The sequence below is a fragment of the Rhodococcus sp. C26F genome (assembly GCF_053345925.1).
Genome location: NZ_JBKFBA010000002.1, coordinates 152,826 through 176,478 on the forward strand (window position 1 = coordinate 152,826; position 23,653 = coordinate 176,478).

A 23,653-nucleotide genomic window follows, 5' to 3' on the forward strand; every position below is an offset into this window, starting at 1 on the left:
CTACAGGACGCGCCCGAGCGCAACCGGGTCCGCGGAACCATCCGCGACCCACGCACGGGACGTCAGGGAACCGGCGGGTATCCGAGCATGGTGAGCAGCGCGCTCTGCTGGTCGGCGAAGGAGTACAGGGCGTGCCAGTAGTCGGCCCGGATCTCGTCGGCGTACGGCCTCAACGAATCCACGAACGCGACGATCTGGTTCTGGACGGACCAGTTGTACATCGACAACCCCCTGTACGGTGTGCCTGCGTGGTGCGCGAGGCCGGGTGACGCGAACCACCCACAGCCTCGTTGATGACGCAGATCACACTAGCCGATGCCGGAGAAGAGGTCGTCCTCTCGTCCCGTGGAGTCGGTCAGGCCGAGCTGCCCGCGCACGAGCACGAAGTGCTCCTGGTCGAAGACGGGCTGGGCGACGAGGTTGGAGAGCACGAACTGCTCGCCGTCCTCCGCGACCAGCACCTGGGTTGCGTGCGCGGCCATCGCGGTCCGCTTCGCGTCGAGAACCGAGCGGACGTCGACGACGGTGGTGACCTCGTCGTCGGGCACGCTCGGCAGTTCGCCGGCCGCCGGTCGGCGCCAGCCCTCGGGAAGCGTGCCTATGGCGGCGATGCCGCGTTCGAGCGCGGACCGTTCGGCGACGGTCCAGTACACCTTCGCGGGGGTCCACGCCGCCCCGGCGGACGGATAGTCCTCGGTGCCGGCCGCTTCGACGGCGGCGGTCACCCGTTCGTGCACCGCGATGTGGTCGGGATGCCCGTAGCCACCGAACGGGTCGTAGGTGACGACCACGTGCGGACGCGTCTCGCGGATCACGGCGACGAGCGCTTCGACCGCCTCATTGTGGTCGGCGTTGACCCAGGCGCGAGGATTGTCGGCGGACGGGGTGCCCGCCATCCCGGAGTCGCGCCAGTGCCCGGCACCGCCGAGAAAACGCGGTCGCTCGACGCCGAGCGCGTCGAGCGCCCGGGTGAGTTCGAGGATGCGGTATCCGCCGAGCTGATCGGCGCGGTCGGCGGTGAGCTGGGCCCACTCGTCGCCGATCACTTCGCCCTCCTCACCGAGCGTGCAGGTCACGACGGTGACTTCGGCGCCCTCGGCGACGTACCGGGCGATGGTGCCGCCGGTGGTGAGGGTTTCGTCGTCGGGATGGGCGTGGACGAGCAGAAGTCGTCGATCCGCAACGTCGGGGAGAGCTCCCGGAGCATCGGTCACGGTGTGGTCCTTCCCCACAGATGGGCGTCGCCGAGAATACCGGTGGCGACAGCGGCTGTCAGCGAGACGTTCTCGACGCCCGGACCGGCGGCGACAACGGCCCGGTCCTGCAGGATCGGCAGATTCACCGCAAGATCCCACAGCCTGGCCTGCGCGTCGGCGACGACCTTCGCCGGGTCGGTGGTGCCGTTCAGTGCAGCGAGCAGATCGGGTTCGAGACCGGGATCGCACGCACCCGAGAGGTTGCTCGGAGCCTCGAGCTGCGCTGCGAGCGCATCCTCACGTTCCTCGACGTCGTCCTCGTCGAGCGTGGTGGTCGCGGGGTCCGACGGCTGTGCCGCCTCCGCCGTCCCGGGGGCGTCGGGCTGCGCCGGGAGGTCGGACTCGGGCACGGTCGGCAGGTCCTCCCCCGCCACGGTGGGTGCTGCGGCCACCGGGACGCATCCGAATCGGGACAGCGCGGCGGTGGCGGGGTCTCCACCGGCACGCATCCAGCCGACGACCGCGTGCACGGTGCCCTCGACGAGGGCTTCGCCGTACAGCTCGTCGGGGGGCAGTTCGTCGACCGATGCGTCGATCCCGGCGCCACGCCACAGGTCGACGGCGGTGCGTGCGACGGCGCGGGCGGTCTCGTCGCCCTCCGGCACGCCCACGACCAGCGTCAACGGCACGCCGGCCCGGGCCAGGGTGCCCTCGGGCAGGGCCGGCCCGTCGGGGGTTCTCGGTCCGGGAGTCGCGCTCGTCGGCGCCGCCGTCTCGGATGCCCCCGTCTCGGATGCCCCCGTCTCCGGTGCAGCGGCCTCCGGCGCTTCGGAGCCGGGTGCGTCGGGGTCCGTCGGCACCGGGGGCACGGCAGGCGGGACGGGCAGATATCCGGCCTCGGCGAGACGTCCGAGGGCCTGCTCCCGGGGCAGACGCGCCGGCATCGTGTCGGTGTATCCCGGATCGGACGGCGCGAGCACCTGGGCCCGCGCCCGCACGACCCCGGTGCTGTTGGCCGTGGCGACAAGTCCGAGCAGCTCGGGGTCGAGCAGGTCGAGCACGCCTCGCCGGACGACCGGGTCGGCGAGTTCGGCGGTGCGCGTGTTGAGGGTCAGATCGAGGGTGCGCGGCTGGAGCTGGACGCCGGTGCGCACACCCGGCACGGCGGCGAGCTGCGCCTCGAGAGCGACACCGCCCGCGCTCTGGACCACCTGGGCGTCGTCGCTGCGCACCGATTCGGTCACCTGGGCATCGGTGCCGGCGCGGCGCATGAGCAGTTCGTCGGGTCCGGCCGGGGTGCCCCAGAACCGGTCGTTGCGTTCGAGCAGCACCTCGGCGCGCCCCCGATCGACGTTGTCGACGTGGAATCGCGCGCCGGACACGGGAATCGTCTCGGACAGGCCGGTGGAAAAGCCACCCGGAGTGTCCTTGACCAGGTGCGCGGGCAAGAGATTCGTGAACAGTTCGCGCCAGGCCGGATACGGCTCGCGCAGGGTGACGGTGACGGTCTTGCCTCCGCCCGACGATCGGATGTCGTCGATGAGGCGGTAGCCGGCAGGATCGACCACGCCGGGCTGGGTGATCATCTGCCGCCACAGATACCGGAAGTCCTCGGCAGCGATCGGCGCTCCGTCCGACCACTGGGCCTCGTCGCGCAGGCGGTAGGTGATGGTGAACGGCGCCTCGTCGGTGACCTCGGCGGACAGCAGCAGCGAGTCGTCCGGAACCCACAGTGCTGCAGCGGGATTCTCCGGATCGGGCACGGCCCGGAAGGCACTCGGGAGCACGAGTTCGGCGACGGCGTTCGCGACGGGCGACTGGTCTGCGAGCAGGTGGGGGTTGAAGCCCGAACCGACCTCGTCGATCGCGACCACCACCGTGCTGCGCTTCGGAGCGGGAGCCGGGGTCGTGGTCGGCTCCGTCTGCTCGATGGGCGGCGGCGGGTCGGCGGTGCAACCGGTGAGGACCAGCGCAGCCACGGCCAGGCCGGCCGTCGCCCCGATCAGTCGGCGACGAGCGCGCGTACGCGACACTCGGGCTCCTTCCGTGAGGCAGGTGGTACGTGGGTGGCCCCGGCCAGCATGCGCTCGCCGGGGCCACCCCACACCTGGACTACTTGTTACGGGCCTTCTCCCGCGACCGCGCACGCGCACGGTCGGTCTGCGAGAGGTGCAGCTTGCGCACGCGCACGTCCTCCGGCGTGACCTCGACGCACTCGTCCGCAGCACAGAACTCGAGCGCTGCCTCGAGGGTCAGCTCGATCGGCTTGGCGAGGGTCTCCATCACGTCGGCGGTCGAAGAGCGCATGTTGGTGAGCTTCTTCTCGCGGGTGACGTTGATGTCGAGGTCCTCGGCGCGCGGGTTGATGCCCACGACGTGGCCCTCGTAGGTGTCGCTGCCCGGTTCGACGAAGAAGGTGCCGCGGTCGGCGAGCTGGATCATCGCGAACGGGGTGACCGAGCCTGCACGGTCGGAGACGAGCGAACCCGTGTGGCGGGCGCGGATCTCGCCGGCCCACGGCGCGTAACCGTGGAAGATGGCGTTCGAGATGCCGGTGCCGCGGGTCTCCGTGAGGAAGTCGGTACGGAAACCGATCAGACCGCGCGACGGGATGATGAACTCCATACGAACCCAGCCGGTGCCCTGGTTGGTCATCTGGACCATCTTGCCCTTGCGGTTCGCGAGCAGCTGGGTGATGGCGCCGAGGTGCTCCTCGGGGCTGTCGATGGTCAGCTCCTCGTAGGGCTCGTGGAGCTTGCCGTCGATGGTGCGGGTGACCACCTGCGGCTTGCCGACGGTCAGCTCGAAGCCTTCACGGCGCATCTGCTCGACGAGGATGGCGAGGGCGAGTTCGCCTCGGCCCTGCACCTCCCACGCGTCGGGGCGTCCGATGTCGAGGACGCGCAGCGAGACGTTGCCGACGAGCTCGGAGTCGAGCCGCGTCTTCACCATGCGAGCGGTGAGCTTGTGGCCCTTGACCCGGCCGACGAGCGGCGAGGTGTTGGTGCCGATGACCATCGAGATGGCCGGCTCGTCGACGGTGATGCGCGGCAGCGCCACCGGGTTCTCCGGATCGGCGAGCGTGTCGCCGATCATGATCTCCGGGATACCGGCCACGGCGACGATATCGCCGGCGACCGCGACCTCGCCCGGCTGCCGCTCGACACCGACGGTCTTGAGCAGCTCGGTGATCTTGACGTTCTTGACGCCGTCGGCGTGCATCCACGCGACGGTCTGGCCCTTGCGCAGCTCACCCTGGTGGATGCGCAGCAGCGCGAGACGACCGAGGAACTCGGAGGCGTCGAGGTTGGTGACGTGGGCCTGCAGCGGCGCCGACGGATCACCCTTGGGTGCGGGGATGCACTCCATGAGGACCTCGAAGAGCTCGTCGAGGTTCTCGGCGTCGGGGACCTGGCCGTTCTCGGGCTGCTTCTTCGAGGCCTTGCCCTCACGACCGGAGGCGTAGAGGACGGGCAGCTCGAGGGCGAGCTCGGCGGCTTCGGCGGCCTCGTCGTCGAGGTCGGACGCGAGGTCGAGCAGCAGGGTCTGGCTCTCCTCGACGACCTCGGCGATGCGGGCGTCCGGGCGGTCGGTCTTGTTGACCACGAGGATCACCGGCAGCGACGCGGCGAGCGCCTTGCGGAGCACGAAGCGGGTCTGCGGCAGCGGGCCCTCGGAGGAGTCGACCAGCAGGACGACGCCGTCGACCATGGACAGGCCGCGCTCGACCTCACCGCCGAAGTCGGCGTGGCCGGGGGTGTCGATGACGTTGATGACAGTGACGGTGCCGTCCGGGTGGTGACGGTGCACCGCGGTGTTCTTCGCGAGAATGGTGATGCCCTTCTCGCGCTCGAGGTCGCCCGAGTCCATGACCCGGTCGACGAGTTCCGCACGTTCGGCGAACGCGCCCGACTGGCGCAACATGGCGTCGACGAGAGTGGTCTTTCCATGGTCGACGTGCGCCACGATGGCGACGTTCCGAAAATCAGCGGTGCTCACGCGATAGCTCTCCTGGCTGTAGTCCGGCCACACGGCACTGGACCCGGTCGGCACCTCGCCCGTACGGCGTTCGTCTCGATGGCCGCGACGCGAGATTGCGAGCTACCTGCCTCGTCCGATTCTCGGCGTGCAGGCACTGCGGCCGTCAATACACTTTACAGGCCGTTCGTCGGTCGCCGCTTCTACCTCATCAGATACCCGCAGGTCGGCGACGATCGGGGTGACGCTCGACACTCCCCCAGGAGACGTAACCGCCGAATCCGGCACCACATGCACCCCTTGGTTCACAAGTAAGGGGATGCTAACCTTCGCCCGCCGGTGGATTCGCCGCGCGCAGGACCGTGGAAGGCAGGCGAGACGTATGGGGAAGGTGAAGGCGAGCAAGGTCGCAGGCCTGAAGCCGAAGAAGAAGTGCTGCCGCAAGAAGACGCGGTGCCTCGAATGCCCCGTCGTCGTCATGCGCATGAAGAAGGTCGAGAACGACGGCCTCAGCAAGAAGGAACTGCGCAAGTATCTCGACAAGGCCCGCGCCGCCTGACCACAAGGCATGCGCCGTATGACCTCAGCGCCGCAGATGTTCGCGTAGGTCGGGAATCCACGCACGATCGGCCGGGACGAGATCGACCTGCCCGAGTTCGTCCGCGTCGACCCACCGCAACGCCGCGTGGTCCAGCGGCTCGGGATCACCCGAGACGAGTTCGACCCTGTAGGCACACAACTCGCGACCTCCGGCCAACGGCACCGCGACCCCCAGTCGCTCCGCACCGCGCACCTCGACACCGAGTTCTTCCCTCAGCTCCCGCACGAGCGCCGCCTCCACGCTCTCCCCCGGTTCCGCCTTGCCGCCGGGCAACTCCCACAGGCCCGCGAGGTCGACGGGCCGCGTGCGCTGGGCGAGCAGCACGCGTCCGTCCCGGATGACGGCGCCGGCCACGACGTGCCCGTCGGGCGCCGGTGTACTCGCGGACGATGTGCTTGCAGACATGACCTGCATCGTCCCAGAATGAGTCATGTCCCAGCTGCTGACGGACGGAGAGATCGACGCCGCGCTGGCCGAGTTGCCGCACTGGCACCGCGCGGGACAGTCGCTGGTCCGCACCATCGAGGCGCCCACCTTCCCCGACGCGATCGCGCTCGTCGACCGGGTGGCCGTCGTCGCCGAGGAGGCGAATCACCATCCGGACATCGACATCAGGTGGCGGAAGGTGACCTTCGCGTTGAGCACGCATTCCGCCGGTGGCATCACGGAGTCGGATCCGGCTCTTGCGCGTCGGATCGACGAGGAGGCACGGCGCTCGGGTCTGTAGTCACCCGTTCGTCCTGCTCCTCACGTCCCCGGGCCGCGAGGATCACGACGACGTAGACGGCGAGGACACCGACCACGTTGACGGCGCCGAGCCAGGCGAGCGGAGCGGGACGTTCGACGTCCCAGATCGAGTTCTGCGCCGTACTCAGTACCCACGGAACGCCGATCAGCGTGACCGCGGCCCAGCACGCGGCGACGATGCGGGCTCCGAGCGACCGCGCCAAGGGTCCGTAGAGAAGCCACAGCAGCAACGGGACCACCCACACCCAGTGGTGGACCCACGAGATGGGCGAGACGAGCAGACCGAACAGCTGCACGATCAGCAGCGTGCCGAGACGGTCGCGCGTTCCGTCGGCCAGCGGTTCCAGCGACCGCCACGCCGCGAACGCGAGGACCGCGCAGACGACGACGCCGACCAGCCACACCGGCCCGAGTCCGACGTCCTCACCCGCGAGACGACCCAGCGCTCCGCGCAGCGACTGGTTCCACACCGACACGACCGGCCCGATCCGATCCGCGTCGCCGAAGAGGGACCCGAAATAGGTGGCGGCCTGGGAGCCGAGCACGAGCAGGCTCACCAGGACGGTCCCCACGAAGACGACCGCGGAGAACACCGCCTCCCGCCAGCGTCGCTGCGCGAGGAAGTACAGTCCGGTGATGGCGGGCGTGAGCTTGATCCCGGCGAGCACGCCGACGAGTCCACCCGACAGCCACCATCGGGAACTGCGGGCCGCGAGCATCACGCCGAGGACGAGAAAGACGTTGATCTGGCCGTAGTCGAGGGTCGTGCGTACCGGCTCGGTCCATATGCCCGCAGCCGTCCACAGCATCGCGACACCGACCCACGACCGGCTCCGTGCCCGCGCGCCCATGACGAGTTCGAGGGAGATCCACACGACGGCGAACAGCGCCGCGACCGTCAGCAGCTGCCAGGCCACGCCCAGGATCCCGAACGGGATCAGGTGCAGGGGCAGGAAGACGAGCGCGGCGAAGGGTGGATAGGTGAACGGCAGGGGGAAGTCGGGGGTGTCCTCCGAATAGGTGAACCCGTAGAGGTCGCCCTGCAGCAGAGCGGCCGATCCGTCGACGTAGACGTGCAGGTCGACGAGGTTCATGCCGTTGGGAGTGATGAATCCCCAGGCGAGCCGGACGACGACGGACAGCGCCAGTAACGCCGCGCACCACCACATCCGGTGCGAAGGAAACCCTCGTGGCACTGCGGTGCGGCCTCTCCCGTCGAACGTCCGTCCGGTGAACCGGACCCGGCGAAGGAGATTACCGTTCCGATAGGCATGCAAACGAACCGGAGTTCACTCCCGTAACGATTTCATCTACAGTCACAATCTTCTCAGGTCGAACGCGTTATGTTCGACAGGATCCGAGGGACGGAACACCCCGTGGTTAGAATCCCGAACCAGCGATGGGCGCGCCGTTCCGAAACGGCAGGCTTGTCCCGTGTGCGGGGGGTCCATAGAGTGTCCCCTCGAGCCGTCAGCATCCGGTCGTTCGTCCCGAACAACCGGATGCTTCAACGACAAGGATGGGGAACAGTGCTTCGTACTCGAGGAATGCGACGGGCGCTCACGCTGTGCGCACTCGCCGCCACCGCGGGATTGGCCGTGCCTACGCAGGCCGTCGCGCAACCGGCGCCACCCGCGCTGCCGGATCTGGCAGGGCTCGTCGAACTGCCCCAGTTCGAGATTCCCGCTGATCTTTCCGTCGAGTCGTTGACCGACCTGCTCGCCGGGGTCCGGGCGAACCCCGAAGAGGTCGAGGCCCTGGCTTCCCTCGCGCCCGCGATCATCGGTGCGGCCGCGGGCCCCGCCGATGTCGCCGACGCGGCCGACGGCAAGAACGACCTGCTGGCGCAGGCCAAGGAACTGCTCGCGAACTCCGAGCTCCCCGAGTCGGTGAAGAGCACGCTCCAGCGCGTCATCACCTTCCTCGACGGCAGCGGCGGCGGCGGACCCGAGATCCCCGAGCCCGGCGCCGTGGTGATCTCGCAGTTCCTCTACCCGACGATCGGCAAGGGCTGCATCGGCGACAGCCAGGACTCCGTGGGCACCGCCCTCGCGGTCGCGGGTCCGTCGCACCTTCCCCCTCCCGGACCGGGCGCAGGCCAGACCGGCTTCGTCTTCACCGCGCTGGGCACCGCACCCGCCGCCGGCGAACAGCAGCAGCCGCTCACCCTGAGCTGGGTCAACGTCTCCAACGGACGCACAGGCACGCAGCCGCTCACCAACGACGCGAAGATCAACCCCGACGGCCCGACCACGCTGAGCGCGATCGCCGACACCGGTTCGGGTCAGGTCCTCGCCGTGATCTCCGGTGGAATCACCACGCAGGACGAGGGCGCCGATCCGCGTTCGTGCACCTTCCTGCCCACCGTGGGTCTCGTCGCCGTTCCCTGATTCACGTACTCACCGAAGGCCNNNNGCCTTCGTGTCTTCCCCCGTCGACGCCGGGCGTGATAGACCGGAGCATGGCCTTCACCGCGTCGCGCATCCCGTCGAAGCAGCGTCGTCTGCGGCACCCGGCCGGCGCCGCGTCCGTGAATTCCCGCCGCTCGCTCCTCTCTCACCGCTCGATCCTGTCGATCGCCTCGGAGCGGTCGATCCTGTCGATCGGTTCCTCGTACTCGATCCTGTCGATCGGTAGCTGCGGGTCGGTCCTGTCCATCGGCTCCGTCGGGTCGTTCGGTTCGGCGTTGTCCTCACTGTCGTTCGCGAGTCTCGGCTCGGCACTGTCCGGCCTGTCGCGCTGGTCGCTGCTGGCGTGGCGCGGCGATCATTCCGCGCCCGACGAGCATCCGCCGCTCTCGATCACCGTCGACGAATCCGAGCCCGACAAGCACTGTCAGTCCTGACACCGGACGCCGGTCGAACGGCCACGCAGGACCGGAAGGCGGGAGGGTACTAGGGATCGACGGCCCTGCCGTGTTAGACAACGATGGCAGCGTCGTTCGTATTGCGCACAAATTGTCGTCGTAGGCCGCGTCACCCCGGCCCCGGACCGAGGAGCCGCATGGCCGTAGAGACACCGCTCTCCACCCGGGAGATTCCTGCCCCGCGTGGCATCGTGCCGGTCCTCGCGACCGTCGGTATCAGCGTCGCGCTCATGCAGACCCTGATCGTCCCGATCCTCCCCCGGCTGCCGGTGCTCGTCGGCGCGTCACCCGAGAACACGTCCTGGGCTGTGACGGCGACTCTGCTCGCCGGCGCGGTCGTCACCCCCATCAGCGGTCGCCTCGGCGACATGTTCGGCAAACGCCGGATGCTGCTGACCTCGCTCTCGCTCATGGTGCTCGGTTCGGCGGTCTGCGCGCTCGCGACGACCCTCGTCCCGCTCGTGGTCGGCCGGGCTCTCCAGGGCGCCGCGATGGGCGCGATCCCGCTCGGTATCGCGATCCTGCGCGACGAGCTGCCCTCCCGGCGACTCCCGGGCGCCATGGCCACCATCAGCGCCACGATGGGTGTCGGCGGCGCGATCGGCCTTCCCACCGCGGCCTTCGTCGCCCAGGCGACCGACTGGCACATGCTGTTCGTCGCGTCACTGGTCCTCGGGCTCATCGGGATCGCCGCGATCCTGTTCGTCGTGCCCGAATCGTCGCAACGCAATCCGGGACGCTTCGACGTCGCCGGGGCACTGTTGCTCTCCGTCGCCCTCGTGTTGTTGCTGCTGCCGGTCACCAAGGGCAACGACTGGGGTTGGACCGCCCCGGCCACCCTCGGGATGCTCGCCGGGGCACTCGTGGTGTTCGTCGGCTGGGGCCTGTACGAACTGCGGATATCGCGTCCGCTCGTGGACCTTCGACTGTCCGCCCGCCGGCCGATCCTCATGACGAATCTCGCGTCGGTCGCGCTCGGGTTCTCGATGTACTCGAACATCCTGGCGTTTCCGCAGCTGCTGATGGCGCCGACGGAGACCGGTTACGGTTTCGGGCAGACGATGGTCACCGCCGGGATCGCGCTCGCCCCCGCCGGACTCGTCATGATGGCGCTGTCCCCCGTCTCGGCGCGCATCACGACGCGGTTCGGCGCCCGCGTGACCCTCGGCTGCGGCGCAGTGCTCGTAGGCCTCGGCTATCTGATGGCGTACGTGCTGTACCAGGAGGTCTGGCACATCGTCGGCGCCTCGATGCTCATCGGCGCCGGTGTGGGTCTCGCCTACGCGGCGATGCCCGCGCTCATCATGGGCGCCGTGCCGTTGCGCGAGTCCGCCGCGGCCAACAGCCTCAACACCCTGATGCGGTCGATCGGCACGACGAGCGCCGCAGCGGTGGTGGGTGTGATGCTGGCGGCGATGACCCAGCGCATCGGCGACTCCGTGGTGCCCGCCCTCGAAGGTTTCCGCGTCAGCTTCCTGGTGGCGGTGGGCGCGGCAGTGGTGGCGCTGGTCTTCACGGTCCTCATCCCGCCGCCGGGCCGCTCCGTGCGACCCGTCGACGAGACCCGACCCGAGCGCTAACTTCCCAGGAGTCCCGGGTCCGAACTCGGTGCGCTGCCGGCGAGCGACCACTGGCCGTAGTCGGGCGTGAGCACGTGGTTGATGTCGACGCCGATGCCCTCGATCCGGACCTCGCCCGGGATCTGGTGCAGGTTCGCCCGCGGATGCACGTACCCCTTGGGCGTGCCCCAGTCGTGCTGCCAGTAGAAGGACCCGAGGGAGATCGCCGACGCCCAGTCGATGGTCGGCGAGTTGGCATACACACCGAGATTTCCGGCGCCGACCACTTCCTGCCAGCCCAGCAGGTACGGCACGACCTGGAGGGTGAACTGCTCGAAGGTCGGGTTGTCGTCGATCGAGGCGTAGATCGGCCGGTTCTCCGGGCCACCGGCCGCGTAGTGGAGGTCGAGGCCGCGCCGGGCGTGCTTCAGACCCGCCTCGTAACCACCGAGCCAGTCGGCGGTTTCGGCCTTGCCGTACTGGTAGCACGAGACCACTTCGAGGCCGCTGTCGACCAGCGCGTCCGCTTCCCGTCCGGTGAGCGGCTTCGCGCGCATCCACGCCGCGTCGGGGCGTGCGTCGGACACGTACCGGATGGCGCCGATATGGCCGGCGGCGCGGATCGACGAGGGCGACGGCACGGCGGCCGAGTAGTCGATGATGGTCCCGAGCACCGGGCGCCCCTGGGCCAGGCCAGGTGCGCCGAGCGCAGAGATCAACGCGACGCCCGATCCGAGCGTCGCGTACCGCAACATGTCCCGCCGCGAAAGGGTCATCGCAACCTGTCCTTCGTATTGCCGTCCGTACGTCCGCCGTATTGCATCACAATCACAGGCGTCCCACCGGCCACACCGGGAATTCGACAGGTCGCGGCAGCCGATATCGCGACGGCGCTACGAGGTCAGCGGCCGGACAGTTCGGCGAAGAAGGCCGGCACCAGGGAGACGTCCTCGATCGTCCGCACCGTGGAACGGACACCGAGACCGTGCTCCTTGAGCAGATCGCACAACCCGTCGCCGTCGACGAGATCGATCGGCGGGGCACCGTGCCGGTGGGCTTCAGCGCGCGCGTCCTCGGTGAACGATCCGGTGGTCACGAGCAGGCCCTTCTCGCCCCGCCCGACCATCGCGGCGCGGAACTCGCGGACCACGTCGGCACCCGCCTTCTCCGGTGCCCGCAGGAAGCGGAAGAAGACGGAGAAGCTCAGCAGCGACACGCGCAGGACTCCGGTGCCCTCGACATGGCCCTCGGGGGCGTGGGATCCGCCCGGAGCCGGAATCGTCAGGGTGGTGAATCCGGCCGCGCGCAGCACCGCGGTGGCGAGCCGTTCGAAACCGTCCTCCGACAGGTCGGCGACGGCACCGAGGACCGGTTCGCGCCACAGTTCGGGATCCTCGGGGGCGGCCGCGAGCGGCACGACCTGGGCGCCCTGTGAGACGTTCCGCACCATGCGCTTGCGGCGCTTCTCGGCCGTGTACGCGACCTGCATGGGCTTGATCTCCGACTCGCGCACAGCGCGGCCGCGGTCGGTCACGCTCCACACACCGCGGCGCGTGTTCGACAGCAGGCCCATGCCCTTGAGGTACGTCCGGGCCCAGGCCAGCCGGTATTCGATCTCCGTTCCGGGGCCGTCGCCGTGGAGTACCGCCTGTGCTTCCTCGGACAGTCCGGTCCGGGCGATCACGGCGGAGTCGATCTCCTCGATGACGCCGGATCCGCCGAGCTCGATCACCGCCTGCACGGTCGGCCAGAGAAGATCCGTGTACGGCGGCAACGTGGCCTCGCCACCTCCGGTGTTCCGGACGGAGTTTCCGATCGCGTTCCGGCGCTGCACACCTTCCCCTAACGTCGCGGCCGTGCGGCCGCACTATCGGTCCTGCACGTAGGCAACAACCCTATCCGATGCACGGCCCCTGTCCGCGGGTGCGGGATCGGGCGCGCCGAATCACGAACCGATCGCCCTTCCCGGTCCTACGATTTCCCCACGGAAGAATTTCGCCTCCACCGAAGCGAGTCGCCATGCAACGTCCGGCGCCTGTCGATCTGGCACACCATCCGCATCTCAGTGGCCTGTTCGCGCCTCAACGCGAGGAAGTGGACGTCCGCGATCTCGAGGTCCACGGGGAACTCCCCGCCGATCTGCACGGGAGCTATCTCCGCAACGGGCCCAATCCGCGCTTCGACCCGATCGGCCACTACGTCTACCCGATCGACGGCGACGGCATGGTCCATCGCGTGCAGATCTCCGAGGGCACCGCGCGCTACACGAACCGGTTCGTGCGCACCCCGCAGGTCGTCGCGGAGGAGAAGGCCGGTCGCGCCCTGTGGGCCGGCATCACCGATCCGTACTTCCCTCCCGAGGAGGAGGTCGGGCCCGACCTCGCGAACACCATGCGCGAACTGCCGGACATCAACATCGTCCGGCACGGCGGGCGGCTCATGGCGATGGCCGAGGCGTCACCGCCGTACACCCTGGGTTCCGACCTCGAGACGCTCGGACGCGAGACCTTCGACGGAACCCTGCCGGTCGGGCTGACGGCGCACCCGAAGATCGATCCGCACACCGGCGAGATGGTCGCCTTCTGCTACATGCTCGACCCGCCGTATCTGACCTGGTCGGTGGTCGCACCGGACGGGACGGTGACGCGCGCGCCGACCCCGATCGACGGCGTCGACCGGCCGTTGATGATCCACGACATGGCGTTGACACCGACCTACGTCGTTCTGGTCCTGGCCCCGCTCGTGTTCGATCTCTCGCAGATCTTCTCCGGCGGGTCGCCGCTCGACTGGAAGCCGGAGCTCGGAACGCGGGTTGCGCTCGTCCCCCGCGACGGCGGTGCGGTGCGGTGGTTCTCGAGCGACACCTTCTGGATGTGGCATACCGCCAACGCGTTCGACCTGCCCGACGGTGACGTCGCGCTCGACTACGTGGAGTGGGCGTATCCGGGCGCGTTGACCGAGAAGGCAGGTCCGAACCGGTCCGTCCTGCGACGCGCCGTGATCGGTCGCGACGGGGTGACCCGCACGACCCTGCACGAACGAGACATCGAGTTCCCCCGCATCGACGACCGGTCGATGACCCTCGGCCACTCCGTCGTCGCGACCATCGGGCGCAGCAGGTCGCAGAAACTCCCTGCGGGAGCAGCTGATTCGCTCTTCTGGTTCGATGTGGCGTCCGGGACCGAAGCAGTCTGGGCACACGAGACCCTCTCCCCCGGCGAACCCGCCTATCTCTCGGGTGATTCGGGCGGCTACTGGGGCGCGATCGCGACCGATCGGGCGGACATGACGAGTTGGTTCCTCGTCTTCCCCGAGACCGACCCGGCCTCGGGGCCGATCGCGCGGGTCCGTCTGCCGATCCGTGTCCCGGCCGGCCTGCACGGAGCCTGGCTCCCGCCGGACTGAGCGTCGCTCCGGCTAGTTTGGGTGGATGGGTTTCACACGAGCCGAACTCGAGTCCTTCCGCGATGCGGTGATCCCCGATCTCGTCGCGCCCGGTTGCCGCCTGTTGTTCGTCGGCATCAATCCGGGATTGTGGACCGCGGCGACGGGAGCCCACTTCGCGCGGCCCGGAAATCGCTTCTACCCCGCCCTGTTCCGTGCCGGCATCGTCGACCGGCTGATCGACGCGTCGTCCGGTATGAGCGACGCCGACCGCGATCACCTGCTCGAGCGGGGTGTCGGCATCACGAACCTGGCGCCGCGTGCGACGGCCCGCGCCGACGAGCTCGCCGACGAGGAGCTGCGTGAGGGCGGACGCCATCTGGCGAACGTGGTGGCGGAGTTCCGCCCTCGCGCCGTGGCGGTCGCGGGCATCACCGCCTACCGCGCGGCCTTCGGCCGGCGCAAGGCGAAGGCCGGGCGGCAGGACGACACGATCGGCGACGTCCCGTTGTGGGTGGTGCCCAATCCGAGCGGGTTGAACGCCCACGAGACGGTGGAGTCGCTGGCGCGGGCCTACGCCGAACCGGCCCGGGCGGCCGGCATCCTGTCCTGAACTACCGCTGAGCGCCGAACACCTTGTCGAGGAAGTGGGTGGCGCGGTAGCCGGGCGGTGTGCCCTGCACGACGACCGCCCATCCCTCGGAGTTCTCGGTGCGGAGCGGGAGGATCGCCTGGTACTCCGGGGATTCGTACCAGGACCGGGCACGGTCGACGTCGGGGAATTCGATGATCACGAGGTTCCCCTCGAAGGGTCCTTCCATCCCTTCGGGGTCGACGCCGTGGACGAGGAAGCGTCCGTCGTACGGGGCGAGGGTGTCGTCGATGGTCTCGATGTACCGGACGATGTCGTCGTTGAGGTCGACGTTGCGGAGATGAGCCACTGCGTATGCGTTCATGGGGACCACCCTGCGCCGCGTCGTGCACGGAATCGATTACCCCGGAAGTAATGGTGACCGTTCCCGGCCGGCTCTACTGTCGGGTGCATGACCACGGTCGACACTCCCCACGCCGGCGCCCTGCTGCGGGCATGGCGCGAGCGCCGCGGCCTGAGCCAGCTCGCCCTGGCCCACACCGCCGGCATCTCGTCGCGGCATCTCAGCTTCGTCGAGACCGGCCGGTCCCGCCCGTCACGCGCGACCGTGCTGAAGCTGAGCGACCGGCTGGACATCCCGCTGCGCGAACGCAACACCATCCTGGTCGCGGCGGGACATGCGCCTGTCTACCCCGAGCATCACCTCGGCGATATGCCGATGGCGGCGATCTCCGACGCGATCACGCGAATCCTGTCGTCGCACCACCCCTTTCCCGCACTCGTCGTCGACCGGCACTGGACGATGGTCGATTCCAACGACGCCATCGGGGTGTTCGTCGAGGGGTGTGCTCCGGAACTGCTGGAACCGCCGATCAACGTGCTGCGACTCACTCTGCACCCGCGGGGACTGGCGCCGCGCATCGTCGATCTCGGGCAGTGGCGCGGTCATCTGCTCGCCCGGCTGCAACACCAGATCGGTGCGACCGCCGACCCTGTCCTGCTGCGCCTGTACGACGAACTCGCCGGTTATCCCTGCGACGATCCGGTCGAGGAGATCGAACCGCATTCGCTGGTCGTGCCGATGCGGTTGCGGACCGAGGCCGGCGAGTTGTCGTTCTTCAGCACGACCACCCTCTTCGGGACCCCGCTCGACGTGACGGTGTCGGAACTGGCGATCGAGGCGTTCTATCCCGCCGACGAGGCGACGGCCCGGGTCCTGAACGGATCGTGATCGCCGAATCGGCCGATCACGAACGGTTTCCGCGCTAACGTGGGAGGTGCGCGTCTGCCGAGCGGATCATGCGGAGGACACCGACATGAGCACTGCGAAATGGTGGGTTCTCGATCAGCGGGAGTCCGGCTTCGCCCTCGAACACCGCCCCAGCGGCGACCTCGTACTGATGAACACCGCGACGTCGGAAGAACACGTCCTGCACGGCTACGTGTGGAAGCACTGTCCGCACTTCGGCCTGCAGATCCAGAGCGAGGGCCCACCCCCGTACGGACCGTGGGTGGAGAACCCCGAGGAGTGAGTTTCCCTCACGGGATCATCCGTAGCGGCGTGTGCTCGCCGGTGGCGGTGTCGATCAGCACCGCGCGATCGAGTGTCGCTTCGATGGGCAGCACGTCGTAGACGACCGCGCCCAGACGGTCGAGTTCCTCACGCCGGGTTCGGGGACTCAGCGAACAGTGCGGGGTCCAGCGTCCCGGGACGTAGTAGCGGTGCAGGTCCGCTCCCGTCGTCTCCACGACCCGCACGACGCGGTCCTGTCGCTGCACGAGTTCGGACGAGGGGGCGGGCACGAGCGACGCCCGGCCGCGCCGGAACAGCCCGAGCGTGTCGATGTAGACCGGGACCGGTCCCCCGTCGGGCACGCCCTCGAGGGCCGAGACGACGGCGGCCCGGTCGTAGGTCCGCAGTACCGCGTACGACAGGTGCGGCACGTGCTTGCGGTGCGTGTGGGTGAGCAGGGTCGGGATGCCGCTCTCCTCGAGCCGGCCCCACAGGCGCCGGATCGCGCGGTCGGTCTCGGTGTCGAACAGGAGACAGACCGCCAGCGCCATCAGTTGAGTGTGGCGTGCCAGACGAGCGCGGCGGCGAGGGCACCGGCGCCGTTGAGCGACCAGTGCAGGGCGATGGGCGCGAGGATGCTGCCGCTGCGACGACGCAGCCACGTGAAGACGAAGCCCGCGGCGGCGGTCGCGATCACCGCGCCGACGATGCCGGCGATCTGCGCGAGCAGGCCGGCACCGAGGAAGGCGCTGAGGCCGGCGTTACCCGCCGTGAGACCGAACGACGAGGCGACGTGCCACAGTCCGAACAGCAGGGATCCCGCGGCGAAGACCCCGCGTGCGCCCCACACTCGCTCGAGGGTTCCGTGGAGCACCCCGCGGAAGGCGAGTTCCTCGGGGATGACGGTCTGGAGCGGGATGATGATCATCGAGGCGACGAGGGCACCGGAGATCGTGGCGTAGCGCTCGGAGAGGAAGAACTGCCTGGTGAACGGCAGGGCGATGCCGATCGCCACCACCGCCAGGACGAGGGCCACGGCTGCTACCGAGTAGAGCGTCCCCTTCTTCCAGTGCCGGGGTGAGAGGCCGAGTTCCGACCAGCGCATGCCGCGTCGACGCATCATCGCGACCAGCACGCATGCTGCGATCGGCACGGTCGCGATCGACGCCCACGCCGTGGTGAAGTGGGCGATCAGGTTGGTGGTGACGAGCACCGCGATCACGACGGCGAGATCGATCCAGGCGTGGAAACGGGGAAGCCAGGCCAGCGACGGCAGGCGTCCGGTCTCGGGCGAGGGCAACCGTTCGATTTCTACGGTCACGTGCGATCCCTCCGGAAACTCTCGAACATCCGGTCAAGTGTACGGATCGGGGCCTGCCGGCCGCCGTGACGGCGAACACTCCGGCCTCGACTTCCTTGCGGGATTTCCGGTCGTCGGCGACATAAACACGCCGCCGAAAGTCGCGAGACGCAAGTCACATCCAGTCTGCAGGTCGAGTCCGTCACATGCCCCGTTGTCAAGGCCTTGCGTCGGCGCCGCTAACGTGTACGGCGATCATCAGCCCTCTTCCAGGAGAAACAATGGCCGACTTCCTCTACGAGGACCTGCTGCCGATCGGGGAAGACCCCACCGAGTATCGGTTGCTGACCACCGAGGGGGTGTCCACCGTCGAAGGACCCGACGGCCGCACCTTCCTGAAGGTGGAGCCCGAGGCCCTGCGCCTGCTCACCGAGACCGCGCTGCACGACATCTCCCATTACCTGCGCACGGATCACCTGAAGCAGCTGGCGAGCATCCTCGAGGACTCCGAGGCGTCGAACAACGACAAGTTCGTTGCGCTCGACCTCCTGAAGAACGCAAACATTGCCGCCGGCGGCGTGCTGCCCATGTGCCAGGACACCGGCACCGCCATCGTCATGGGCAAGCGCGGCCAGCAGGTGCTCACCCCGGGTGACGACGAGGAGTCCATCGCGCGCGGTGTGTACGACGCGTACACGAAGTTGAACCTGCGGTACTCGCAGAACGCCCCGCTGACGATGTGGGACGAGAAGAACACGGGCAACAACCTGCCGGCGCAGATCGAGCTGTACGCGGACACCGCGAAGGGCCACGAGAACGCCTACAAGTTCCTGTTCATGGCCAAGGGCGGCGGATCGGCCAACAAGTCGTACCTGTACCAGGAGACGAAGGCCATCCTGAACCCGGACTCGATGATGCAGTTCCTCGAGGCCAAGATCCGGTCGCTCGGCACCGCGGCGTGCCCGCCCTACCACCTCGCGATCGTCGTCGGCGGCACCTCCGCCGAGTTCGCGCTCAAGACGGCCAAGTACGCCTCGGCGCACTACCTCGACGAGCTGCCCACCGAGGGTGCCATCACCGGCCGCGGCTTCCGCGATCTCGAACTCGAGAAGAAGGTCTTCGAGCTCACCCAGAAGATCGGCATCGGCGCGCAGTTCGGTGGCAAGTACTTCTGCCACGACGTCCGCGTCGTCCGCCTGCCACGCCACGGCGCGTCGCTGCCCGTCGCGATCGCCGTCTCCTGCTCGGCCGACCGCCAGGCCAAGGCCAAGATCACGCCCGAGGGTGTCTTCCTCGAGCAGCTCGAGTTCAACCCCGGTCAGTTCCTGCCCGAGGTCACCGACAGCCAGCTCGACTCCGAGACGTCGGGCGTCTCGGGCACCGGCAAGGGTGCCGCGGTCAAGATCGACCTCACCCGGCCGATGCCGGAGATCCTCGCCGAGCTGTCCAAGCACCCGGTCAAGACGCGCCTGTCGCTCACCGGTCCGCTGGTCGTCGCGCGCGACATCGCGCACGCGAAGATCAAGGAGCGCCTCGACCGTGGTGAGGAGATGCCGCAGTACCTGAAGGATCACCCGGTCTACTACGCCGGTCCGGCGAAGACCCCCGAGGGCCTGGCGTCGGGTTCGTTCGGCCCGACGACGGCCGGTCGCATGGACTCCTACGTCGACCAGTTCCAGGCCGCCGGCGGCTCGATGGTGATGCTCGCGAAGGGCAACCGCTCCAAGCAGGTCACCGACGCATGCCACAAGTACGGCGGCTTCTACCTCGGTTCGATCGGCGGTCCGGCCGCGCGTCTGGCGCTCGACTGCATCAAGAACGTCGAGGTCGTCGAGTACAAAGAGCTCGGCATGGAAGCGGTCTGGAAGATCGAGGTCGAGGACTTCCCCGCATTCATCGTCGTCGACGACAAGGGCAACGACTTCTTCGCGCACACCGGCGAGGTCACGCTCACGGTCGGCAAGCGACCCGGTCTGTAGACCCGGCTCGCTGTAGACGCACTACTCCGAACGGCCCNGGGCCGTTCGTGATGTCAGCTCCGGGGTGCTGCTCCGGCCGGTTGCCGGATCGTGGCGTTGACCCGGTTCCACATGTTGATCGTCGCGATCTGCATGACCAGCGCGGCCAGCTGCTTCTCGTCGTAGATGTCGGCCGCGGCGTCCCACACCTCGTCGGAGACGGATTCCGGCCGGTCGGCGATCCGCGTGACGGCCTCGGTGAGCGCGAGTGCGGCGCGCTCGGCCTCGGTGAATCGTCGCGATTCGCGCCAGGCCGCGATAGCCGTGAGCCGCTCGACGCTCTCCCCGTCGTCCAGTGCTTCACGCGTGTGCATCTCCACGCAGAAGCTGCACCCGTTGATCTGGCTGGCCCGCAGGTGCACCAGGTGGACCGTGCGGGCCGGGAGCCCGGTGTTCTCGTAGGTCCGGCCCGCGGCCTGCAACGCGTCGAGGGTGCCGGGCAGCACCATCACGGGATTGTTCATTCGTGCTTCCATCGCCTGCTCCTGTCACATCGGTTCTTCGGGATCCGTCACTTCCTTGACGGATCCCGACGGAAGAATGTGACGACGATGGACGAGGAATTTCTGGCGAGGGAGTTCGACGCACACCGCGAGCGCTTGCGCGCGGTCGGTTTCCGGATGCTGGGGTCGGCTGCGGAGGCGGACGATGCGGTGCAGGAGACGTGGTTGAAGGTCGCCCGCGCCGACACCGATTCCGTGGACAATCTCGGCGGCTGGCTCACCACCGTGATGAGCCGCGTGTGCCTCGACATGCTGCGCGCACGTTCGGCGCGTCACGAGGTCGTCGTCGGTGAACCCGTCGAACCGCCTCGACGGAACGACAGCTCCGAGGCGCCGGAAGACGAAGCAGTGCTTGCAGATTCGATCGGTATCGCGATGATGGTGGTCCTCGACGCGCTCGGTCCCGCCGAACGTCTCGCCTTCGTGCTACACGACATGTTCGGCATGCCGTTCGACGAGATCGCGCCCGTCGTGGGCCGATCCGCAGCCGCGACGCGTCAGCTCGCCAGTCGTGCGCGGAGACGGGTGCGCGGTGCACGTACGACGTCAGCGGGGGCCGGGGATCCGCGTCGGGTGGTCGACGCCTTCCTCGTCGCGGCCCGCGAGGGCCGCTTCGAGGATCTGCTCGCGGTGCTCGATCCCGACGTGGTGCTCCGCGCCGACACCGTGGCGGCAGCGAATGCCGAGACGGGCCGGCTGCACGGTGGCCCCGCACTCGAGCCGGAACTGCGCGGCGCCGACGCGGTGGCACACGCCTTCCACGGCCGCGCACGCGGCGCGGTGCCCGCGACGATCGACGGTGTGCCCGGGGCGGCGTGGGCGCCGGGCGGGATCGTGCGGTCGGTGTTCCGCTTCACCGTCGAGGACGGTCGCATCGTGGCGCTCGAGGTGATCGCGGATCCCGAGGCGATCACCACGTTCGACACGGCTCTGCTCTGACACCTGCTCCGATACGGGTCGAGCCCGGCGGGAGTGATCCCACCGGGCTCGAACCGTCGTGTGCTCGTCAGGCAGCGCAGGTATGCGTCCGCGCGAGCACCGCGGGCGACTGCACGACCACCTGCTGCAGGAAGTCGAGGACGATGCCCGGTGCCGGTTCGGCGCCGGGTGCGAGCACCGAGCACAGTGCGCGGTACTGGTCGTCGCTCATCACGGGCGCGATACGGAAATGCGTGGTCATCGCGAGCGTGAAGTCGATCCCGAAGTCGCGGGCGCGGACCTGCAGCTGCGGGCCGTGCTCCCCCGCGATCAGGCAGACGTCGAAGACGGCCCGTCCGGCGGTGTGCTCGAACGATGCGGCCGGAACGTTGTTGCGGACCATCTGCCGGTAGAGAGGTCGCAGTCCGCCGAGCACGACCGGCGGAAGCGTCACTGCTCGAGGACGGTCGGCGGTGAACATGTGATCACTCCTTCAACCCTGCGACCCCACCCGGGTCGCCCACTTTTTCTGGAATAAATCCAATAACTGGAACTATTCCAGAAAAACGTTCAAGACGCAACCACCTCGTTGGCCGATCATCCAACCGGCGCACCCGCGGCGAACCGAACTCTGTAGCGCTTGCACCTCCCCCGCCGCACGCCCACCGGACAGTATCGAATGCACCGACGAAAGGAGGGTCCGTGCAGCTCACAACGGCCCGGTTCGATGCGATGCCCGAGGACGAGGCCGTCGCTCTGTTGCTCGACTGCTGTTCGAGCCGGACATGGGCGTACTCCGTCGTCGCAGCGCGCCCGTTCGGTTCGCGCACCGTGCTGCTCACCGCCGCCGCTGCCGCGGCCGAGAACCTCGACGGTGACGACCTCACCGACGCCCTCGCCGGCCACCCGCGCATCGGCGAACGCAGCGAACACGCTGCTTCCCGTCGCGAGCAGTCCGCCGTCGCCACGGCCGACGCCGACATCCTCGACCGGCTCGCCGCCGGCAACCGTGAATACGAGGAACGGTTCGGGCACGTCTACCTCGTCCGCGCCGCCGGCCGCACGGCGCCGGAACTGCTGGAGATCCTCGAGCGTCGCCTCGACAACGACCCGGAGAGCGAGAAGGCCGAGATGCGTGCGGCGCTCGCCGAGATCACCCGACTCCGCCTCGAGCGGATCGTCATCGAGACCGCAGGGAGCCGCGCATGAACACCCTGAGTACCCACGTGCTCGACGCGACGGCCGGTGCCCCCGCGGTGGGGTTGCGCGTCGCCCTCACCGATACGCACGGAACCTCGTTGGGCGCCGGTGTCACCGACGACGACGGTCGTCTCACCGGTTTCACCGATCCATTGCCCGAGGGCACCTACCACCTGACCTTCGCCACCGGCGACTGGTTCTCGCGCCGCGGAGTCGCGTCCTTCTATCCGGAGGTGACCGTCACCTTCCGTATCCCGGAGGGCAGCAGCCACTTCCACGTGCCGCTCCTCCTGTCGCCCTATTCGTATTCCACCTACCGCGGGAGCTGACCACCATGACCGAACTGACCGGCAAGATCGTCCTCGGACCGCACCGCTACGGCAAGGCCGAGAATCGGGTGGTGCGCATCGTGCGCGACACCGACCGGCACGAGATCCGCGACCTGAACGTCTCGTCCTGCCTGCACGGCGATTTCGACGCCGCACATCTCGAGGGAGATCAGGGCACGGTGCTGCCCACCGACAGCCAGAAGCAGACCATCTACTCCTACGCCAAGGAGAAGGGCGTCGAGTTCGTCGAGGAGTACGGCCTCGCGCTCGCGCGGCATTTCGTCGACGACGTCGAACCCGTCCGCTCGGCGCGCATCGAGATCGAGGAGTACGCCTGGGAGCGGGTCGTCGTCGACGGCGCCGAGCACGACCACACCTGGACGCGCAAGGGATCCGAGGTCCGCACCGCCGCGATCACCGTCGAGGGCACCGGGACCGACCGACGCGAATGGGTGGTCGGCGGCCTGAAGGATCTCGTCGTCCTCAAGTCCACCGGCTCGGAGTTCCAGGGCTTCCTCACCGACCCGTACACGGTTCTCGAACCGGCGGAGGATCGCATCATGGCGACGAGCCTCCAGGCGCGCTGGCGGTTCGCATCGACCGACGTCGACTGGGACACCGTCTACGCGGGCGTGCGCGCCACCCTCCTCGAGGTGTTCGCGAACCTGCATTCGAAGGCCCTGCAACAGAGCCTGTACGAGATGGGCCGCGCCGTGCTCGAGCGGTACCCATCGATCGCCGAGATCCGCCTGTCCGCACCGAACAAGCACCACTTCCTCTACGACCTGGCACGTTTCGGAGTCGAGAACGCCGGTGAGGTCTTCCACGCCGACGACCGGCCCTACGGACTGATCCAGGCGAGCGTGCTGCGCGAGGACGCCCCCGATGCCGGCATCTCCTGGGAGCCCTACACCGGCGCCATGTGACCACTCACGCGGCACGACAACGG

At 68.7% G+C, this 23,653-nt stretch carries 27 protein-coding genes; 14 read left to right on the top strand and 13 right to left on the bottom strand.

Annotated elements, in window-relative coordinates; all coding sequences use genetic code 11:
• Positions 1-62 precede the first annotated feature (62 nt).
• From ACLBYD_RS03795 to typA, 4 genes are all read right to left on the bottom strand, one after another.
• Positions 63-221, bottom strand: coding sequence for a hypothetical protein (locus ACLBYD_RS03795; protein ID WP_016693616.1), 159 nt, complete (start codon positions 219-221; stop codon positions 63-65).
• 87 nt (positions 222-308) lie between these two features.
• A complete protein-coding gene (gene mshB, locus ACLBYD_RS03800) occupies positions 309-1,232 on the bottom strand; it encodes an N-acetyl-1-D-myo-inositol-2-amino-2-deoxy-alpha-D-glucopyranoside deacetylase (RefSeq protein WP_447815459.1) in 924 nt (307 codons plus the stop codon).
• A complete protein-coding gene (locus ACLBYD_RS03805) occupies positions 1,211-3,229 on the bottom strand; it encodes an ABC transporter family substrate-binding protein (protein ID WP_447815460.1) in 2,019 nt (672 codons plus the stop codon). Before ACLBYD_RS03805 ends, mshB begins: the two co-directional genes overlap by 22 nt.
• Positions 3,230-3,308: 79 nt before the next feature.
• Positions 3,309-5,195, bottom strand: coding sequence for a translational GTPase TypA (typA, locus tag ACLBYD_RS03810; protein WP_006550583.1), 1,887 nt, complete (start codon positions 5,193-5,195; stop codon positions 3,309-3,311).
• Positions 5,196-5,556: 361 nt separating this feature from the next.
• Between typA and ACLBYD_RS03815 the strand changes: the two genes are divergently transcribed.
• Entirely contained in the window at positions 5,557-5,733 is a 177-nt protein-coding gene (locus tag ACLBYD_RS03815) for a hypothetical protein (protein ID WP_447815461.1), read from the top strand.
• Between the two features lie 24 nt (positions 5,734-5,757).
• Here the strand turns inward: ACLBYD_RS03815 and ACLBYD_RS03820 are convergent, their stop codons facing one another.
• Entirely contained in the window at positions 5,758-6,180 is a 423-nt protein-coding gene (locus tag ACLBYD_RS03820; protein ID WP_051033037.1) for a (deoxy)nucleoside triphosphate pyrophosphohydrolase, read from the bottom strand.
• Positions 6,181-6,205: 25 nt separating this feature from the next.
• Here ACLBYD_RS03820 and ACLBYD_RS03825 point away from each other — a divergent pair, with 25 nt between their 5' ends.
• The gene (locus tag ACLBYD_RS03825; RefSeq protein WP_006550586.1) at positions 6,206-6,502 is read left to right on the top strand and encodes a 4a-hydroxytetrahydrobiopterin dehydratase; all 297 of its coding nucleotides are present in this window, start codon (positions 6,206-6,208) and stop codon (positions 6,500-6,502) included.
• On the opposite strand, the gene ACLBYD_RS03830 is transcribed toward ACLBYD_RS03825, so the two are convergent.
• A complete protein-coding gene (locus ACLBYD_RS03830) occupies positions 6,438-7,691 on the bottom strand; it encodes a mannosyltransferase (RefSeq protein ID WP_447815462.1) in 1,254 nt (417 codons plus the stop codon). The two genes, ACLBYD_RS03825 and ACLBYD_RS03830, sit on opposite strands and share 65 nt — an antisense overlap.
• 378 nt (positions 7,692-8,069) lie before the next feature.
• Between ACLBYD_RS03830 and ACLBYD_RS03835 the strand changes: the two genes are divergently transcribed.
• From ACLBYD_RS03835 to ACLBYD_RS03845, 3 genes are all read left to right on the top strand, one after another.
• Entirely contained in the window at positions 8,070-8,912 is an 843-nt protein-coding gene (locus tag ACLBYD_RS03835) for an Rv1157c family protein (protein WP_447815667.1), read from the top strand.
• Between the two features lie 71 nt (positions 8,913-8,983).
• Positions 8,984-9,367, top strand: coding sequence for a hypothetical protein (locus tag ACLBYD_RS03840; RefSeq protein WP_174556298.1), 384 nt, complete (start codon positions 8,984-8,986; stop codon positions 9,365-9,367).
• Between the two features lie 158 nt (positions 9,368-9,525).
• Positions 9,526-10,968: an MFS transporter gene (locus ACLBYD_RS03845; protein WP_447815463.1), complete on the top strand. Its 1,443-nt coding sequence runs from the start codon at positions 9,526-9,528 to the stop codon at positions 10,966-10,968.
• On the opposite strand, the gene ACLBYD_RS03850 is transcribed toward ACLBYD_RS03845, so the two are convergent.
• Positions 10,965-11,723: a DUF1906 domain-containing protein gene (locus ACLBYD_RS03850; RefSeq protein ID WP_447815464.1), complete on the bottom strand. Its 759-nt coding sequence runs from the start codon at positions 11,721-11,723 to the stop codon at positions 10,965-10,967. The genes ACLBYD_RS03845 and ACLBYD_RS03850 overlap by 4 nt on opposite strands.
• 125 nt (positions 11,724-11,848) lie before the next feature.
• Positions 11,849-12,781, bottom strand: a complete 933-nt coding sequence (locus tag ACLBYD_RS03855) for a restriction endonuclease (protein ID WP_016693627.1) — start codon at positions 12,779-12,781, stop codon at positions 11,849-11,851.
• A 185-nt stretch (positions 12,782-12,966) separates the two neighbouring features.
• On the opposite strand from ACLBYD_RS03855, the gene ACLBYD_RS03860 reads away from it, so the two are divergent.
• Positions 12,967-14,352 (top strand): carotenoid oxygenase family protein, encoded by a 1,386-nt coding sequence (locus tag ACLBYD_RS03860; RefSeq protein WP_447815465.1) that lies wholly within the window; start codon positions 12,967-12,969, stop codon positions 14,350-14,352.
• A 25-nt stretch (positions 14,353-14,377) separates the two neighbouring features.
• On the top strand, positions 14,378-14,944 hold the full coding sequence (mug, locus tag ACLBYD_RS03865) for a G/U mismatch-specific DNA glycosylase (RefSeq protein WP_447815466.1): 567 nt from the start codon (positions 14,378-14,380) through the stop codon (positions 14,942-14,944).
• A 1-nt stretch (position 14,945) separates the two neighbouring features.
• Here the strand turns inward: mug and ACLBYD_RS03870 are convergent, their stop codons facing one another.
• A complete protein-coding gene (locus ACLBYD_RS03870) occupies positions 14,946-15,287 on the bottom strand; it encodes a DUF1330 domain-containing protein (protein WP_006550595.1) in 342 nt (113 codons plus the stop codon).
• A gap of 87 nt (positions 15,288-15,374) precedes the next feature.
• Between ACLBYD_RS03870 and ACLBYD_RS03875 the strand changes: the two genes are divergently transcribed.
• The gene (locus ACLBYD_RS03875; protein WP_447815467.1) at positions 15,375-16,154 is read left to right on the top strand and encodes a helix-turn-helix domain-containing protein; all 780 of its coding nucleotides are present in this window, start codon (positions 15,375-15,377) and stop codon (positions 16,152-16,154) included.
• Positions 16,155-16,239: 85 nt separating this feature from the next.
• On the top strand, positions 16,240-16,455 hold the full coding sequence (locus ACLBYD_RS03880) for a hypothetical protein (protein WP_026061451.1): 216 nt from the start codon (positions 16,240-16,242) through the stop codon (positions 16,453-16,455).
• A gap of 7 nt (positions 16,456-16,462) precedes the next feature.
• On the opposite strand, the gene ACLBYD_RS03885 is transcribed toward ACLBYD_RS03880, so the two are convergent.
• Together ACLBYD_RS03885 and ACLBYD_RS03890 are read right to left on the bottom strand one after the other, a co-directional pair.
• On the bottom strand, positions 16,463-16,987 hold the full coding sequence (locus tag ACLBYD_RS03885; protein ID WP_039586329.1) for a 2'-5' RNA ligase family protein: 525 nt from the start codon (positions 16,985-16,987) through the stop codon (positions 16,463-16,465).
• Positions 16,987-17,736: a CPBP family intramembrane glutamic endopeptidase gene (locus ACLBYD_RS03890; RefSeq protein ID WP_085989295.1), complete on the bottom strand. Its 750-nt coding sequence runs from the start codon at positions 17,734-17,736 to the stop codon at positions 16,987-16,989. The genes ACLBYD_RS03885 and ACLBYD_RS03890 overlap by 1 nt, the downstream gene beginning before the upstream one ends.
• Before the next feature lie 281 nt (positions 17,737-18,017).
• On the opposite strand from ACLBYD_RS03890, the gene ACLBYD_RS03895 reads away from it, so the two are divergent.
• Positions 18,018-19,715, top strand: coding sequence for a fumarate hydratase (locus ACLBYD_RS03895; protein WP_447815468.1), 1,698 nt, complete (start codon positions 18,018-18,020; stop codon positions 19,713-19,715).
• 53 nt (positions 19,716-19,768) lie between these two features.
• Here the strand turns inward: ACLBYD_RS03895 and ACLBYD_RS03900 are convergent, their stop codons facing one another.
• Positions 19,769-20,230, bottom strand: a complete 462-nt coding sequence (locus tag ACLBYD_RS03900; protein WP_202399627.1) for a carboxymuconolactone decarboxylase family protein — start codon at positions 20,228-20,230, stop codon at positions 19,769-19,771.
• 75 nt (positions 20,231-20,305) lie between these two features.
• On the opposite strand from ACLBYD_RS03900, the gene ACLBYD_RS03905 reads away from it, so the two are divergent.
• On the top strand, positions 20,306-21,196 hold the full coding sequence (locus ACLBYD_RS03905; RefSeq protein ID WP_447815469.1) for a sigma-70 family RNA polymerase sigma factor: 891 nt from the start codon (positions 20,306-20,308) through the stop codon (positions 21,194-21,196).
• 67 nt (positions 21,197-21,263) lie between these two features.
• Here ACLBYD_RS03905 and ACLBYD_RS03910 read toward each other — a convergent pair whose 3' ends face one another.
• Positions 21,264-21,656, bottom strand: a complete 393-nt coding sequence (locus ACLBYD_RS03910; protein ID WP_024103407.1) for a hypothetical protein — start codon at positions 21,654-21,656, stop codon at positions 21,264-21,266.
• Positions 21,657-21,877: 221 nt separating this feature from the next.
• Between ACLBYD_RS03910 and uraD the strand changes: the two genes are divergently transcribed.
• The 3 genes from uraD to pucL are packed head-to-tail and all read left to right on the top strand — an operon-like array spanning position 21,878 to position 23,630.
• The gene (gene uraD, locus ACLBYD_RS03915; protein ID WP_072740536.1) at positions 21,878-22,384 is read left to right on the top strand and encodes a 2-oxo-4-hydroxy-4-carboxy-5-ureidoimidazoline decarboxylase; all 507 of its coding nucleotides are present in this window, start codon (positions 21,878-21,880) and stop codon (positions 22,382-22,384) included.
• Positions 22,381-22,704, top strand: a complete 324-nt coding sequence (uraH, locus tag ACLBYD_RS03920) for a hydroxyisourate hydrolase (RefSeq protein WP_006550603.1) — start codon at positions 22,381-22,383, stop codon at positions 22,702-22,704. The genes uraD and uraH overlap by 4 nt, the downstream gene beginning before the upstream one ends.
• Before the next feature lie 5 nt (positions 22,705-22,709).
• Positions 22,710-23,630 (top strand): factor-independent urate hydroxylase, encoded by a 921-nt coding sequence (gene pucL, locus ACLBYD_RS03925; protein ID WP_006550604.1) that lies wholly within the window; start codon positions 22,710-22,712, stop codon positions 23,628-23,630.
• Positions 23,631-23,653: the final 23 nt, after the last annotated feature.

Bases quoted from the DNA above. Each gene is read 5' to 3' on its own strand.
- ACLBYD_RS03795 (WP_016693616.1), bottom strand. From the start codon at position 221: ATGTACAACTGGTCCGTCCAGAACCAGATCGTCGCGTTCGTGGATTCG.
- ACLBYD_RS03815 (WP_447815461.1), top strand. From the start codon at position 5,557: ATGGGGAAGGTGAAGGCGAGCAAGGTCGCAGGCCTGAAGCCGAAGAAG.
- ACLBYD_RS03820 (WP_051033037.1), bottom strand. From the start codon at position 6,180: ATGTCTGCAAGCACATCGTCCGCGAGTACACCGGCGCCCGACGGGCAC.
- ACLBYD_RS03825 (WP_006550586.1), top strand. From the start codon at position 6,206: ATGTCCCAGCTGCTGACGGACGGAGAGATCGACGCCGCGCTGGCCGAG.
- ACLBYD_RS03830 (WP_447815462.1), bottom strand. From the start codon at position 7,691: ATGTGGTGGTGCGCGGCGTTACTGGCGCTGTCCGTCGTCGTCCGGCTC.
- ACLBYD_RS03835 (WP_447815667.1), top strand. From the start codon at position 8,070: ATGCGACGGGCGCTCACGCTGTGCGCACTCGCCGCCACCGCGGGATTG.
- ACLBYD_RS03840 (WP_174556298.1), top strand. From the start codon at position 8,984: ATGGCCTTCACCGCGTCGCGCATCCCGTCGAAGCAGCGTCGTCTGCGG.
- ACLBYD_RS03845 (WP_447815463.1), top strand. From the start codon at position 9,526: ATGGCCGTAGAGACACCGCTCTCCACCCGGGAGATTCCTGCCCCGCGT.
- ACLBYD_RS03850 (WP_447815464.1), bottom strand. From the start codon at position 11,723: ATGACCCTTTCGCGGCGGGACATGTTGCGGTACGCGACGCTCGGATCG.
- ACLBYD_RS03860 (WP_447815465.1), top strand. From the start codon at position 12,967: ATGCAACGTCCGGCGCCTGTCGATCTGGCACACCATCCGCATCTCAGT.
- mug (WP_447815466.1), top strand. From the start codon at position 14,378: ATGGGTTTCACACGAGCCGAACTCGAGTCCTTCCGCGATGCGGTGATC.
- ACLBYD_RS03870 (WP_006550595.1), bottom strand. From the start codon at position 15,287: ATGAACGCATACGCAGTGGCTCATCTCCGCAACGTCGACCTCAACGAC.
- ACLBYD_RS03875 (WP_447815467.1), top strand. From the start codon at position 15,375: ATGACCACGGTCGACACTCCCCACGCCGGCGCCCTGCTGCGGGCATGG.
- ACLBYD_RS03880 (WP_026061451.1), top strand. From the start codon at position 16,240: ATGAGCACTGCGAAATGGTGGGTTCTCGATCAGCGGGAGTCCGGCTTC.
- ACLBYD_RS03885 (WP_039586329.1), bottom strand. From the start codon at position 16,987: ATGGCGCTGGCGGTCTGTCTCCTGTTCGACACCGAGACCGACCGCGCG.
- ACLBYD_RS03895 (WP_447815468.1), top strand. From the start codon at position 18,018: ATGGCCGACTTCCTCTACGAGGACCTGCTGCCGATCGGGGAAGACCCC.
- ACLBYD_RS03900 (WP_202399627.1), bottom strand. From the start codon at position 20,230: ATGGAAGCACGAATGAACAATCCCGTGATGGTGCTGCCCGGCACCCTC.
- ACLBYD_RS03905 (WP_447815469.1), top strand. From the start codon at position 20,306: ATGGACGAGGAATTTCTGGCGAGGGAGTTCGACGCACACCGCGAGCGC.
- ACLBYD_RS03910 (WP_024103407.1), bottom strand. From the start codon at position 21,656: ATGTTCACCGCCGACCGTCCTCGAGCAGTGACGCTTCCGCCGGTCGTG.
- uraH (WP_006550603.1), top strand. From the start codon at position 22,381: ATGAACACCCTGAGTACCCACGTGCTCGACGCGACGGCCGGTGCCCCC.
- pucL (WP_006550604.1), top strand. From the start codon at position 22,710: ATGACCGAACTGACCGGCAAGATCGTCCTCGGACCGCACCGCTACGGC.